This is a genomic window from Massilia sp. NBRC 108631, from assembly GCF_059704565.1.
Genome location: NZ_BAAKJE010000125.1, coordinates 33,539 through 46,979, shown reverse-complemented (window position 1 = coordinate 46,979; position 13,441 = coordinate 33,539). Strand labels below are relative to the sequence as shown.

General features: G+C 66.4%; 10 protein-coding genes. 6 read left to right on the top strand and 4 right to left on the bottom strand.

The window, feature by feature from the left end:
• The first annotated feature begins 4 nt into the window (after nucleotides 1-4).
• Together AC6H42_RS13925 and AC6H42_RS13920 are read left to right on the top strand one after the other, a co-directional pair.
• The gene (locus tag AC6H42_RS13925; protein WP_082552002.1) at nucleotides 5-1,216 is read left to right on the top strand and encodes an efflux RND transporter periplasmic adaptor subunit; all 1,212 of its coding nucleotides are present in this window, start codon (nucleotides 5-7) and stop codon (nucleotides 1,214-1,216) included.
• On the top strand, nucleotides 1,213-4,401 hold the full coding sequence (locus AC6H42_RS13920; protein ID WP_057156885.1) for an efflux RND transporter permease subunit: 3,189 nt from the start codon (nucleotides 1,213-1,215) through the stop codon (nucleotides 4,399-4,401). The genes AC6H42_RS13925 and AC6H42_RS13920 overlap by 4 nt, the downstream gene beginning before the upstream one ends.
• 13 nt (nucleotides 4,402-4,414) lie before the next feature.
• On the opposite strand, the gene AC6H42_RS13915 is transcribed toward AC6H42_RS13920, so the two are convergent.
• A complete protein-coding gene (locus AC6H42_RS13915; RefSeq protein WP_082552003.1) occupies nucleotides 4,415-5,212 on the bottom strand; it encodes a substrate-binding periplasmic protein in 798 nt (265 codons plus the stop codon).
• 148 nt (nucleotides 5,213-5,360) lie between these two features.
• On the opposite strand from AC6H42_RS13915, the gene AC6H42_RS13910 reads away from it, so the two are divergent.
• From AC6H42_RS13910 to AC6H42_RS13900, 3 genes are all read left to right on the top strand, one after another.
• Nucleotides 5,361-5,999 (top strand): purine nucleoside phosphorylase YfiH/LACC1 family protein, encoded by a 639-nt coding sequence (locus AC6H42_RS13910; protein ID WP_497548296.1) that lies wholly within the window; start codon nucleotides 5,361-5,363, stop codon nucleotides 5,997-5,999.
• 214 nt (nucleotides 6,000-6,213) lie between these two features.
• On the top strand, nucleotides 6,214-8,868 hold the full coding sequence (ligD, locus tag AC6H42_RS13905) for a DNA ligase D (protein WP_497548295.1): 2,655 nt from the start codon (nucleotides 6,214-6,216) through the stop codon (nucleotides 8,866-8,868).
• Nucleotides 8,869-8,912: 44 nt separating this feature from the next.
• Nucleotides 8,913-9,269, top strand: a complete 357-nt coding sequence (locus AC6H42_RS13900) for a ribonuclease E inhibitor RraB (protein ID WP_057156889.1) — start codon at nucleotides 8,913-8,915, stop codon at nucleotides 9,267-9,269.
• A 27-nt stretch (nucleotides 9,270-9,296) separates the two neighbouring features.
• Here AC6H42_RS13900 and ku read toward each other — a convergent pair whose 3' ends face one another.
• Both ku and AC6H42_RS13890 read right to left on the bottom strand, forming a co-directional pair.
• Nucleotides 9,297-10,334, bottom strand: coding sequence for a non-homologous end joining protein Ku (gene ku / locus AC6H42_RS13895; protein ID WP_057156890.1), 1,038 nt, complete (start codon nucleotides 10,332-10,334; stop codon nucleotides 9,297-9,299).
• Between the two features lie 14 nt (nucleotides 10,335-10,348).
• The gene (locus tag AC6H42_RS13890; protein ID WP_497548294.1) at nucleotides 10,349-11,335 is read right to left on the bottom strand and encodes an SDR family oxidoreductase; all 987 of its coding nucleotides are present in this window, start codon (nucleotides 11,333-11,335) and stop codon (nucleotides 10,349-10,351) included.
• A gap of 160 nt (nucleotides 11,336-11,495) precedes the next feature.
• On the opposite strand from AC6H42_RS13890, the gene AC6H42_RS13885 reads away from it, so the two are divergent.
• A complete protein-coding gene (locus tag AC6H42_RS13885) occupies nucleotides 11,496-12,980 on the top strand; it encodes a GGDEF domain-containing protein (protein WP_497548293.1) in 1,485 nt (494 codons plus the stop codon).
• A gap of 158 nt (nucleotides 12,981-13,138) precedes the next feature.
• Here AC6H42_RS13885 and AC6H42_RS13880 read toward each other — a convergent pair whose 3' ends face one another.
• Nucleotides 13,139-13,420 carry a hypothetical protein gene (locus AC6H42_RS13880; protein WP_497548292.1) on the bottom strand — a complete coding sequence of 94 codons (282 nt, stop codon included), beginning with the start codon at nucleotides 13,418-13,420 and terminating at the stop codon, nucleotides 13,139-13,141.
• Between the last annotated feature and the right edge of the window lie 21 nt (nucleotides 13,421-13,441).

The following is a 13,441-nucleotide window of genomic DNA, read 5'->3' as shown; positions in this document are numbered from 1 at the left end:
AGCCATGAAACAGTCATTGCTGGCCGTATTGCCGTTTGTTTTGCCGCTCGCCTTGCCGCTCGCCTTGTTAGGCGCTTGCGGCGAGAAGCCGAAGGAGGCGCCGCCGCAGGGCGGGGCGCCGGTGTCCGCCGCGCTGGTGGTGGAGAAAGAAATCACCGAGACCCAGGAATTTTCGGGCCGGCTGGAGGCCATCGAGCGGGTCGAAGTGCGGCCGCGCGTGGGCGGCTATATCACCGCCGTCAACTTCACGCCGGGCAGCATCGTGCGCAAGGGCGACGCGCTGTTCGTGATCGATACGCGTCCCTACCAGGCGGCGCTGAGCGGGGCCGAAGCGGCGGTGGCATCCAACCGCGCCAAGGCCGAACTGGCCAAGCTGGAACTGACCCGCGCCGAGCGCCTGTACGCCGACCGCGCCATCGCCCAGCGCGAGCTGGACGAGCGCGCCGCCGGGCTGAAAGAGCTGGACGCGGACCTGCGCGGCGCCCAGGCGGCATTGGAAACGGCGCGCCTGAACATGGGCTACACGCGGGTGCAGTCGCCCATCGCGGGCCGTGTCAGCAAGGCTGAAATCACCGTCGGCAACCTGGTCGACACCACGGCGGTGCTGACTTCCGTGGTCTCGGTCGACAAGATCTACGCCAGCTTCGACGGCGACGAGGAAACCTATCTGCGCGTGGCGCCGCTGGCGCACAAGGGCACGGCGGTACCGGTGCGGGTGGGGCTGGCCAACGAGCAGGGCTTCCCGCACGAAGGCAAACTGGAGTTCGTCGACAACCGGCTCGACCCGCAGTCCGGCAGCGTGCGCATGCGCGCCACCTTCGTCAATGCGGACAACACGCTGGTGCCCGGCCTGTTCGCGCGGGTGCAGGTCAGCGGCGGCAAGGACGGCAAGGCAAGCCAGGCGCTGCTGATCAACGAGCGCGCCGTGGGCACGGACCAGAACCGCAAGTTCGTCTTCGTGGTGGGCAAGGACAGCAAGGCCGAATACCGCCCGGTATCGCTCGGCCCCACGGTCGACGGCCTGCGGGTGGTGCGCTCCGGCCTGCAGCGCGGGGAGAAGATCGTGGTCGGCGGCCTGCAGCGCGTGCGGCCGGGCGCGCCCCTCGCGCCGCAGATCGTCGGCATGGATTACGACCCGGCGGCGCCGCCCAAGCCGGCCAAGGAAACCAAGGTGGCCGACGCTGCCGGCGCTGCCAGGGCGGAGGGGACGAAATGAACTTCTCCCGCTTCTTCGTCGATAAACCCATCTTCGCCGCCGTCCTGTCCATCATCATCTTCGTGGCGGGGCTGATCGCCATCATCGAACTGCCCATTTCCGAGTACCCGGACGTGGTGCCGCCCTCGGTGGTGGTGCGCGCCCAGTACCCGGGCGCCAACCCCAAGATCATTGCCGAAACGGTGGCCGCGCCGCTGGAGGAGCAGATCAACGGCGTCGAGAACATGCTGTACATGGACTCGAAGAACACCTCCGACGGCTCGCTGGCGCTGACGGTGACGTTCAAGATCGGCACCAATGTGGAGCAGGCCGAGACCCAGGTGCAGAACCGCGTGCAGCGCGCCTTGCCGCGCCTGCCGGAAGAAGTGCGGCAGATCGGCGTGACCACCGTGAAGTCCTCGCCCAACCTGACCATGGTGGCGCACCTGGTCTCGCCCAACGGCCGCTACGACGACGTCTACCTGCGCAACTACGCGGTGCTGAACGTGAAGGACCAACTGGCGCGCATCCAGGGCATGGGCGAGGTGCAGCTGTTCGGCGCCGGCGACTACGCCATGCGCGTGTGGCTGGACCCGCAGAAGGTGGCCGCGCGCAACCTCACCGCCAACGACGTGGTGCAGGCCATCCGCGAGCAGAACGTGCAGGTGGCGGCCGGCGTGATCGGCGCGGCGCCGTCGCGCGGCTCCGAGTTCCAGCTCACGGTCAACACGCAGGGACGGCTGAAAACACTGGAAGACTTCGGCGCCATCGTGGTCAAGACCAGCGGCGACGGCGCCACCACGCTGCTGCGCGACGTGGCGCGGGTGGAGCTGGGCTCCAACTCTTATTCGCTGCGTTCTCTGCTGAACAACAAGTCGGCCGCCGCCATCGGCATTTTCGAGGCGCCCGGCGCCAACGCGCTGCAGCTCTCGACCGACGTGCGCAAGACGCTGGCGGAACTGAAGAAGGACTTCCCGGAGGGCGTGGACTTCGACGTGGTCTACGACCCGACCCAGTTCGTGCGCGAATCGATCAAGGCCGTGATCCATACGCTGCTGGAAGCGGTGGCGCTGGTGGTGCTGGTGGTGATCGTGTTCCTGCAAACCTGGCGCGCCTCCATCATCCCGCTGCTGGCGGTGCCGGTGTCGATTGTCGGCACCTTCGCGGTGATGCTGATGTTCGGCTTTTCCATCAACACGCTGTCGCTGTTCGGCCTGGTGCTGGCGATCGGCATCGTGGTGGACGACGCCATCGTGGTGGTGGAAAACGTGGAGCGCAATATCGCCAACGGCCTCACGCCGCACGACGCCACCATCCAGGCCATGAAGGAAGTGAGCGGGCCCATCATCGCCATTGCGCTGGTGCTGTGCGCCGTGTTCGTGCCGATCGCCTTCGTGTCCGGCCTGTCCGGCCAGTTCTACCGTCAGTTCGCGCTCACCATCGCCATCTCGACCGTGATCTCGGCCTTCAGTTCGCTCACGCTGGCGCCGGCGCTGGCCGCCTCGCTGCTGCAGCCGCACGACGCGCCGAAAGATCCGCTGACGCGGCTGATGGACAAGCTGTTCGGCCGCTTCTTCCACTGGTTTAACAAGGTGTTCGGGCGCGCCTCGGCGCGCTACGAGGATGGCGTGGGAGGGGTGCTGAAACGCAAAGCGGGCGCGGTCGGCGTCTACCTGCTGCTGGTGGTGGCGGCCGGCCTGATGTTCCGCGCCGTGCCGGAAGGTTTCGTGCCGGGGCAGGACAAGCAATACCTGGTCGGCTTCGCGCAACTGCCGGACGCCGCGTCGCTGGACCGCACCGACGCGGTGATCCGGCGCATGTCCGACGTCGCCACTGGCGTGCCCGGCGTGCAGGACTCGATCGCATTTCCCGGCCTGTCGATCAACGGCTTCACCAACGCTCCCAACGCGGGCATCGTCTTCATCGGCCTGAAACCCTTCCATGAACGGCACGGCGACGCCGAATCCGGGCTCGGCATCGCTGCCGAAGTAAACAAGCGCATGGGCGCCATCCAGGACGCGTTCATCATGGTGTTCCCGCCGCCGCCGGTGAACGGCCTGGGCACCATCGGCGGCTTCAAGATGATGATAGAAGACCGGGGCAACCTGGGCTATGACGAGTTGTACAAGGCGGTGCAGGCCCTGCAGATGAAAGCCTGGCAGGAGCCGAAGCTGGCGGGCGTGTTCTCCAGCTACCAGATCAATGTGCCGCAGCTGTTCGCCGACATCGACCGCACCCGCGCCAAGCAATTGGGGGTGGCGCTGCCCACCATCTACCAGACCTTGCAGATCAACCTTGGCTCCCTTTACGTGAACGACTTCAACCAGTTCGGCCGCACCTACCAGGTGCGGGTGCAGGCCGATGCGCAGTTCCGCTCGCGCGTGGAGCAGATTGCCCAGCTCAAGGTGCGCAGCGACCGCGGCGAGATGATACCGCTGTCGTCGCTGATGCGGGTCAGCGACACCTACGGGCCGGACATGGTGCAGCGCTACAACGCTTACGTGGCGGCGGACCTGAACGGCGGCCCGGCGCCGGGCGTGTCTTCCGGGCAGGCGCAGGAAGCGCTGGAGAAGCTGGCGCGCGAAGTGCTGCCCAAGGGGATCGGCTACGAATGGACCGAGCTGACCTACCAGGACATCCTGTCCGGGAACACCATGGTCTACGTGTTCCCGCTGTGCGTGCTGCTGGTGTTCCTGGTGCTGGCGGCGCAGTACGAGAGCTGGACCTTGCCGCTGGCGGTGATCCTGATCGTGCCCATGTCCATCCTGTGCGCGCTGGCCGGCGTGAAGCTCACCGGCGGCGACAACAACGTGTTCACGCAGATTGCGCTGTTCGTGCTGGTGGGACTGGCGTCGAAAAACGCCATCCTGATCGTGGAATTCGCGCGCGAGCTGGAGGACCACGGCCGCACCATCCTGCAGGCGGCGCTGGAAGCCTGCCGCCTGCGGCTGCGGCCCATCCTGATGACGTCCATCGCTTTCATCATGGGCGTGCTGCCTCTGGTGTTCTCCAGCGGGGCCGGGTCGGAAATGCGGCACGCGATGGGTGTGGCCGTGTTCGCCGGCATGCTGGGCGTGACCTTCTTCGGCCTGTTCCTCACGCCGGTGTTCTACGTCATCCTGCGCACCTTCGCGCGCAAATTCGAGCGCAAGCCGCACGCCGGACCGGCGCCGGCAGCGCCACATACAGGGGGCGAGGGGCACTGAGTGCGTGCCCGGCTTAGCGCGGCGCTGCGGCTTTCAGGCCGTGTTTGCGGGCGATGGCGGCCACCGTGCCGTCACGCTGCAGCTGGCGCAGCGTGGCATGAAACAGTTCGGCCTGCCGCACCGACATTTTCTTGCGCGACAGGCCGATGTAGTATTCAACCTTCTGCACTTCACCGACCTGCTTCAGGCCCGCGTCGCCTTCCTGCTTCATCAGGTGCAACGCCAGGTCCAGGTTGATGAACACCGCGCCCTTGGCGCCGTAGCGGCCCAGCCGCAGTTTGCGCAGCGCGGTGGGATTGTCCATCTCCACCTCCAGGCGCGCATCCGGTATGGCCTGGATCAGGTCGGTGGCGGCGTAGGAGGTGCCGGACGGTCCGTACGCCCCTATGGTGTAGCCGGCCAGGTCGGCCGGGCCGGTGTAGCGCATGGGATTTTGCTGCTGGGCGTACAGGACGTAGGACGACTGGATAACCGGGGCGCCCATGTGGAAAATCTGTTCGCGCTGCGGCGTCTTGAGCAGCAACAGGATGCCGTCGGCCATGCCGCTCTGGGCCAGCGCGTAAGCGCGCCGCCAGGGATAGACCTCGAGCTTGCACTCGGTCTGCATGGCCGCGCAGACTTCCCGCAAGACTTCGGGGAAGACGCCGACAGGCTGGCCGCCCTTGACGTCGTTAAATGGCGGGAAAACCTGCATGACGAAAGTCAGCGGCGGCGCGGCAAGCGCGGCGGCCGGCAGCAGCGCGGACAGCAAAACAGCCAGCAGGGGGAGCCGTGTCGGCCGTAGCGATGGCCGCGAGCATGTCCTGGTCATGGCTCGTCCTTTTGAGGGAGGGATGGCTCCAGACTATAGGCGCATTTCACGCTCCGATCAACTGCGGCCCCGCGGCCATTGGTTTATCATGCTGGCTGGCTGATTTGATAAAGAGGGCAGTTTGATAACGAGTGCTTTGCTGGCGGCAGTGCCGGGTATTCAACACGGTTTTGGCACCGCTTCCGCGCTGGTGCCGGAGCCGCTGCAAGCGGCGTGGGAGCTGCGCCCGGCCAAGCGCCAGGTGCACGGCACGCGATCGGTGCGCATCACCGCGATGCAGCAGGCTGCGGGCGAGGCCGATGCGTTCTACACCTCCGCCAGCGGCATTCCGGTGAGCGTGATCACCGCCGATTGCGTGCCGCTGCTGATGGCGCGGCGCGACGGCGCCATGGTGGCGGCGCTGCACGCCGGCTGGCGCGGCCTGTACGCCGGCATCATCGGCCAGTTCTGGCATGCGCTGCGCGAACGCGGCGAACGGCCGTCCGACTGGGTGGCCGCCATCGGCCCCACCATCTGCGCAGCGTGCTATGAAGTGAGCGAGGAACTGGCGCAAGACTTCCTGCGCCGCTACGCGGCGCTGCCGTCGGCCACCATCCTGCCGAGCGAGCGCCACCTGGATTTGCGGGCCCTGGCGCAGCACGAGCTTGAACGCGCGGGGCTGGGCGGATTCGAGCACGTGGGCGGCTGCACTTGCTGTGCGCGCGGCGCGGATGGGGCGCTGACCTTCCGCAGCTACCGCCGCGGCGACCGCAATTCTCAGCAGCATGCCGGACTGTTGCGTCTTTGAAACGGTGTCGATGCGCTGCCGACCATCCGCTGGATGCCGTTGCGGCCCGGGCATAGCATGGTTGACCACCATAAGCGTCCGGGAGACGCAACAATGAAATTCCTGCAATCCATGCTGACGGCGCCGCTGGCCGCCCCAAGTTGGCTGGCTAAGTTGGCTGGCTAAGTTAGCTGGCTAACCGTAGCGCAATGGCTGCGGGCGTAGAGTTTGCGCTATGAGCGACGCACTGAAAACCTACAAGGCCAAGCGCAACTTCGCCGTGACGCCCGAACCGGCCGATGGCGGCGAGGAGGGTGGCGAGCACCTGTCGTTCGTCATCCAGAAGCACTGGGCCTCGCGCCTGCACTACGACTTCCGGCTGGAGCTGGACGGCGCCATGAAAAGCTGGGCGGTGCCGAAAGGCCCCAGCTACGACACGCATGACAAGCGCATGGCCGTGCACGTGGAAGACCATCCGATTTCCTACAATGCCTTCGAGGGCACCATCCCGGAAAAGCAGTACGGCGCCGGCAAGGTCATCATCTGGGACAAGGGCACCTGGCATCCGCTGGACGATCCGCGCAAGGGCTACAAGGCAGGCAGCCTGAAGTTCGAGCTGCGCGGACACAAGCTGCACGGGCGCTGGGCGCTGGTGCGAATGAAAGGGCGCGGCGAAAAGCAGGAACCCTGGCTGCTCATCAAGGAGAAGGACGAGTATGCGCGGCCGGCCGCCGAGTTCAGCGTGGTCGACGAGATGCCTGACAGCGTGAAAAAGCTGGGCATGCCGAAGGCGCAGAAGCGCAGCGCCGCCGCGTCCAGCCCCGCCGCCAAGCGGCCCGCCGCAGCCGCCTCGGACGCCGGCGCCGGCGTGGCTGCTGAAAAAGCCGAACTCCCCGCCACGCTGGCCCCCGAACTGGCCACGCTGGTGGACAAGGCCCCGGGCAATCCGGAAGACTGGCTGTTCGAGATCAAGTTCGACGGTTACCGCATCCTGGCGCGGGTGGATGGCAAGGACATCAAGCTGTTTACGCGCAACGGCAACGACTGGACCCACAAGCTCAAGCCACTGCACGCCGCGCTGCTGAAAATGAAGCTGCCGCGCGGCTGGTACGACGGTGAAATCGTGGTGCACGACGAGAACGGCCGGCCGGACTTCGGGCTGCTGCAGCAATCGTTTGACAACGAGAAGACCAGCAATATCGTTTACTTTGTTTTCGATGCGCCTTACCTGGACGGCTATGACTTGCGCAGCGTGCCGCTGGTGCAGCGGCGCGAGCTGCTGGCCGCCGTCATGGCCAAGCACGAGGCGGCCATGGTGCGCCTGAGCGCGCAGCTGGACGCGCTGCCGGAAGAGATGGTGGCGGCGGCCTGCAAGATGGGACTGGAGGGCATCATCGGCAAGCGCCGCGATTCGGGCTACACCTCGCGCCGCTCGGGCGACTGGATCAAGCTCAAATGCGGGCAGCGGCAGGAGTTCGTCATCGGCGGCTATACCGACCCGCAAGGCTCGCGCACCGGCATCGGCTCGCTGCTGCTGGGTACTTACGACAAGGGCGGCAAGGGCGGCAAGCTGCATTACGCGGGCAACGTGGGCAGCGGCTTTAACCAGGCCAGCCTGACAACACTGAAGGCCAGCCTGGACAAGCTGGCGGCCGGCGAGAGCCCGTTCGCGCCCACCCGGGCCATCGCCAAGAAAGCGCACTGGGTCAAGCCCACCCTGGTGGCGGAAGTCAGCTTCGGCGAGTGGACGCGCAGCGGCTCGGTGCGGCACGCCGTGTTCCAGGGCCTGCGCAACGACAAGGCGCCGAAGATGATCACGCGCGAACAGCCGGCGCACGTGGAAGACCTGGCCTACGCTGAGCCTGACAAGCCCGCGCGCAAGAGCGCCCGCAGCGGCGCCGGGGCCCAAGCCGGCGGCAAGGCCGGTGGCAAGGCGCCTGCGCAGGGCGGCGGCCAGCCCGAGCCAGGTGCCGCTGCCGCCCCGGCGGCGCTGCACGGCACGCTGCCCGAGACGCTCAAGGTCACCAACCCGGAGCGCGTCATCGATGCCGAAAGCGGCACCACCAAGATCGCGCTGGTGCGCTACTACGCCCTGGTGGGCGGGCTGATGATGGAACATCTCAAGGGGCGCCCGGTGTCGCTGGTGCGCGCGCCGGCCGGCGTGGGCGGGGAACTGTTCTTCCAGAAGCATGCCGACGTCACCAGGATGCCCGGCCTGATGCACCTCGACCAGGACCTGGACCCCGACCATCCGCCCATGCTGGCGGTCAAGAGCGTGGATGGCCTGCTGTCTGCCGCGCAGTGGAATGTGGTGGAGATCCACACGCAGAACGCCGTGGCCCGCACCTACGAAAAGCCCAACCGCATGGTGTTCGACCTCGACCCCGGCAAGGGCGTGGACTGGCCGGCCATCCAGGAGGCGGCGGAACTGATGCGCGCCTTCCTCGACCAGCTGGGCCTGCCAGCCTTCCTGAAGACCAGCGGCGGCAAGGGTCTGCACGTGGTGGTCCCGGTCAAGCCCGGCTACGACTGGGACACGGTGAAGTCCTTCTCCAAAGCCATTGTCGAGCACATGGCCGCCACATTGCCGGACCGGTTCGCGCTCAAGAGCGGGCCAAAGAACCGGGTGGGCAAGATATTCATCGACTACCTGCGCAACGGACGGGGCGCGACCACGGTCTGCGCCTGGTCCGCGCGCACCCGGCCCGGGCTCGGCATTTCGGTGCCGGTGCGCTGGGAAGAGCTGTCCCATCTGAAGGGGGGCGACCACTGGAGCGTGAGCACGGTACACACCCGGCTTGACGAAGGCAACCTGCCATGGGAGGGTTACGACAGCGCCGCCAGGAGCATAGGCGCGGCCATGAAGGAACTGGGTTTTGTGGCAGAGTAGCAGCGCACTGTCATGGACCCGCAATGCATCCAGCGGAGGTAAGTATGTTACGCGACTATTCCCAATTTCCAGACGATGAAAACGGTGGCGTGCTGTGGGGCATGGACCAGGACGGGGACGACCTGGAAATTCCCAGGGAGATGGATTTCTCCGTCATCTTCCCCTCTGAAGAGGGGGCGCTGAAGTTTGCCACCCAGCTTCTGCGCGACGGGCAGAAGGTCTCGTTTGCGCCGTACGAAGGCAATGCCGACTTGCCATGGCAAGTGCAAGCTCATCCCTTCATGGTGCCCACCCACGAGAGCATCACCGGTTACGAGGATGAACTGGCCAGGGCCGCCAAGCTGTTCGGCGGCCGCAATGACGGCTGGGGCTGCGTGTCGCAGGCCGCCTTGCCGGAATAGCGCGGGCGGCCGCGGCGCTGTGGCTGTTCAGGCGGCCTTGCGGCGCGAGGCGGCGGCGCTGCGGGGCTTGGCCTTTGCCGCAGTCTTGGCGGCAGTCTTGGCTGCGGTTTTGGCTGCCGTGCCGGCGCTCCTCGCCGGCCGCGCCTTGCTGGCGCCGGCCTTGGCTGCGGCCGGCTTGCGCGCGCGCGGGGCGCTGTCCACGTCCTCGTCCGATTGTTCCGACACTGCCGCCTGCTCCGGCTCTTCGGCCGGGGCGGCCTTGCCTTTGCCCTTGCCGCCCAGGCTCTGCTTGAGCAGCGCCACCAGGTCCACCACGTTGCTGCTGGCGGCCTGCTTCTTCTCCGGGGCCGGCACGGTGATCGACTTGGTCTGCCTGGCCTTGACCTTTTTCTCCACCAGTGCCAGCACGTCGTTCTTGTACGTGTCGTGGTACTGTTCGGGATCCCATTCCTCCGTCATGCCTTCCACCAGCGACAAGGCCATCTGCAGCTCCTTGTCCGTGATGCCGGCCGACTTGACCGTCCGGGGCGGCAGCTTCAGTTCCGCCTTGCTGCGGATTTCCTCGGCGAAGCGCAAGGTGTTGAGGATGATCGCGTCGTCCACGCACACCAGCGCGCACAGGTGCTGGCGCACCCGTATCACCACCGTGGCGATGGCAATGCGGCCGGCTTTGCGCAAGGTTTCGCGCAGCAGCGCGTAGACCTTGTCGCCGCCGCGTCCCGGCGCCAGGTAATAGGGCGTTTCAAAATAGGTCAGCGGCACGTCGGCGGCGTCCACAAAGGCCAGGATGTCGATGGTTTGCGTCGCCTCCACGTTGGCCTGGCGCAGGTCCTCGTCCGACAGCACCACGTACTCGCCGTCCTTGTACTCGTAGCCCTTGATGATGTTGTCCCAGGTGACTTCCTTGCCCGTCCCCTTGTTGTAGCGCTTGAAGCCGATGGGCGAGAAGTCGCGCTTGTCCAGCATGGTCAGGTCCAGGTCGTGCGACTGCACGGCCGTGTGCATCTCGACCGGGATGTGCACCAGGCCGAAGCTGATGGCGCCTTTCCACAATGAGCGAGCCATGGCGCCATTCCTCCCTATCCGCCCACGCTGCCGGTGATCGGCAGCACGATGCCCGTGATGTAGCTGGAGCAGCTGGGTGCGGCCAGGAACACATATGCCGGCGACAGCTCCTCGGGCTGGGCAGGGCGCTTCATGTCGGACGTGGCGCCGAACTGGGCGATCTTGTCGGGCGGCTGGTCGGCCGGGTTGAGCGGGGTCCAGACCGGCCCCGGCGCCACGGCGTTCACGCGGATGCCCTTGTCCAGCAGGTTGGACGCCAGCGACATCGTGAAGGCGTGGATGGCGCCCTTGGTGGTGGAATAGTCCAGCAGGTGCGCCGAGCCCTGCAGCCCGGTCACCGAACCGGTGTTGATGATGGCGGCGCCGCGCTGCAAGTGCGGCACCGCCGACTTGGCCATGTGGAAGTAGCCGTAGATATTGGTCTTCATGGTCAGATCGAAGCGCTCCTCGCTCAGTTCCGTCAGCGAACCGGCATGCTCCTGGAAGGCCGCGTTGTTGACCAGGATGTCGAGATGGCCGAATTCGGCCACCGTCTGCTCCACGGCGCGGCGGCAAAATTCCGGGTCGCACACGTCGCCCGGCAGCAGCAGGCAGCTCTGGCCCTCGGCCTCCACGTAACGCTTGGTTTCGGCCGCATCGTCGTGTTCGTTCAGGTAGACGATGGCCACGTCGGCGCCCTCGCGCGCGTACAGCACCGCCACCGCGCGGCCGATGCCCGAATCGCCGCCGGTGATGATGGCCGCCATGCCGCTCAGCTTGCCGCTGCCGCAATAGTCCGGCGCCAGGAAGCGCGGTTTCAGTTCCATGTCCGCTTCGCTGCCCGGTTTCTCCAGGTGCTGCTGGGGCAGCGGCGGGCTGGGCTGGTCGTGGCGGCTGGTTTGCACCGCGTCCTGGCTTTCCTTGTGCTGGCCCTGGATCTGGTCGCGCCGGTCCTGCTCTTGCTGGACAGCACGCTGCATGCTGCCGGCGGATTCCGCCGACCTGTTTTCCGAATTTGGCATGACGCTCTCCTTCCTCTCCAAGCAGCCAGTATTCAGACGGCGTGCTGCGCTGACCGTGCGGTTTCACACATAAAGCTGTATTTTTAGCCCACCTACGTTGCTAATTGTGAACTTTATGGCAAACTGTAGAAGAATCTATAAGAATACTTGGGGATATCTCATGACCGCAGACATCGACAGCCATGCCCGGCGGGTAGGGCTTTTTCTCAATCTGGCCAGTGAACGGCGGGGCGAGTTCCAGGCCAGCTGCGGCGAGCTGTTCAACCGCCTGTTGCTCACGGAAACGTTCGACGGCGCCACCGCCATGCTGGCGCGTCAGCCGGTGGACCTGCTGGTGCTTGACCTGGACGGCTTCGCCGACAACGGCGACCTGGCTGCGGCCAGCGTACTGATCCGTGCCCGGCACGGCGCGCCGGTGCTGGTGCTGTGCCCCTACGGGAACACGTCGTGGCTGCCGGAGCTGATGGCGGCCGGGCCGCTGACCTACCGTATCAGCCCGCTCCTCAGCGAAGACTTGCAGCAATCCGTGAGCCAGGCGCTGACCGCGCCGCTGGATGCGGCGGCCAGCGCGCAGCAGGCACTGCTGGACAAGGAGAAGGAGCTGCGCGACCTGCTGGCCATCCAGCGCAGCGTGCAACGGGCGCTGGTCGGCATGGACGAGCTGGACGTGATGGCGGCGCGCATCTGCAACGCGCTGTGCAGCTTCCCCGGCGTGCGGCACGCGGCGCTGTTCCATATGCGGGAGCGCGGCAACCTGGTGCTGGCCGCGCAGGAATCGCGCAACCATCTGGACATGGTCCGGCTGCTGCAGCGCAGCGAGCGGCTGTTGCAGGCGGAGCTGTCCCACAGTTTCCCGCCGCTGATGGCGGTGGGCAGCGGCGAGATGGTGCTGCTGGACGCGCCGGAAAAGGCCGGCGATCCCGAACTGGCGATGACGCTGCACGACAAGGGCGCGCGCATGGTGCTGGCGCTGCCGCTGCGCAGCGAGGCCGGCGGGCCGGTGCAGGGTGCGGTCAGCCTGATGTTCGACCGCCACATCGGGTTTTCGCGCGAACAGTTTTCCGGCTTGGGCAGCCTGGCCCAGTTCATCAGCTTCGGCCTGGCGATGAGCGAGCTCAAGCATCAAAACGACGCGCTGGCCGGCAAGCTGACCCAGATCACCACGGTGGACGCGCTGACCGGCGCGTACAACCGGCGCCACGGCGAGGGCGAGCTGGCCAATGAGATGCGCCGCGCGCGGCGCTACGGCATGCCGCTGGGCGTGATCGCCTTCGACATCGACAATTTCCGTTCGGTCAACGACATCTACGGCTATCCGTGCGGCGACCAGGCGTTGCGGGCGGTGGCGCAGACCGTGCTGGGCCGGCTGCGCACGTCGGACATGCTGGTGCGCATGCGGGGCGAAGAATTTCTCATCATCGCCACCCACACCGCCGCCATCGACGCGCTCAAGCTGGCCGAAAAGCTGCGCGAAACGATAGCCGGCACCGAGCTGCCGGGTTGCGAAGCGGTGACCATCAGCCTGGGCGTGGCGCAGGCCGGTCCCGAAGAGGGCGCCGCCACCCTGCTCGAACGCCTGGACGCCGCCCTGCACCGCGCCAAGCGCGCCGGCCGCAACTGCGTCGAACTCGCCATGGCCTCCTAAGCCCAACCAGCCTCAGCCGCATCCCCCCCACTTCGGGGTCAGACCCCGGGGTGTGGAAAATGCGGCTCAGTTCGCTTTGTTGACAGGGGCGTGCGCGCGGTAGGCGAAGGCGTTTCCTACGCGTTCTGGTGTCAACTCCTTCGCGTTTGCCGTATTTCCTACACACGGACTGAGCCGCATGCTGCCTGCTGCGGGGTCTGACCCCGAAGTGGGGGGATGCTGCTGAGATTGCTTGCATTAGGGGGCTTCGAGGGCGGTGGCGACGCCTTGGCCGCCGCCGACGCATTGGGTGGCCTGCGCGCAGCGGCTTTGCCGGTGATGCGCGCGCCGGTGGCGCCCAGCGGGTGGCCGATAGCCATGCCGCTTCCGTCGATCTGCACCACCGCCGGATCGATGCCCAGTTCGCGCACGCTGGCCGTCGGTTGAATGACGATCGTCATCAATACTTCATATATTACGTT

Bases quoted from the DNA above. Each gene is read 5' to 3' on its own strand.
- AC6H42_RS13925 (WP_082552002.1), top strand. From the start codon at position 5: ATGAAACAGTCATTGCTGGCCGTATTGCCGTTTGTTTTGCCGCTCGCC.
- AC6H42_RS13920 (WP_057156885.1), top strand. From the start codon at position 1,213: ATGAACTTCTCCCGCTTCTTCGTCGATAAACCCATCTTCGCCGCCGTC.
- AC6H42_RS13915 (WP_082552003.1), bottom strand. From the start codon at position 5,212: ATGACCAGGACATGCTCGCGGCCATCGCTACGGCCGACACGGCTCCCC.
- ligD (WP_497548295.1), top strand. From the start codon at position 6,214: ATGAGCGACGCACTGAAAACCTACAAGGCCAAGCGCAACTTCGCCGTG.
- AC6H42_RS13900 (WP_057156889.1), top strand. From the start codon at position 8,913: ATGTTACGCGACTATTCCCAATTTCCAGACGATGAAAACGGTGGCGTG.
- ku (WP_057156890.1), bottom strand. From the start codon at position 10,334: ATGGCTCGCTCATTGTGGAAAGGCGCCATCAGCTTCGGCCTGGTGCAC.
- AC6H42_RS13890 (WP_497548294.1), bottom strand. From the start codon at position 11,335: ATGCCAAATTCGGAAAACAGGTCGGCGGAATCCGCCGGCAGCATGCAG.
- AC6H42_RS13885 (WP_497548293.1), top strand. From the start codon at position 11,496: ATGACCGCAGACATCGACAGCCATGCCCGGCGGGTAGGGCTTTTTCTC.
- AC6H42_RS13880 (WP_497548292.1), bottom strand. From the start codon at position 13,420: ATGACGATCGTCATTCAACCGACGGCCAGCGTGCGCGAACTGGGCATC.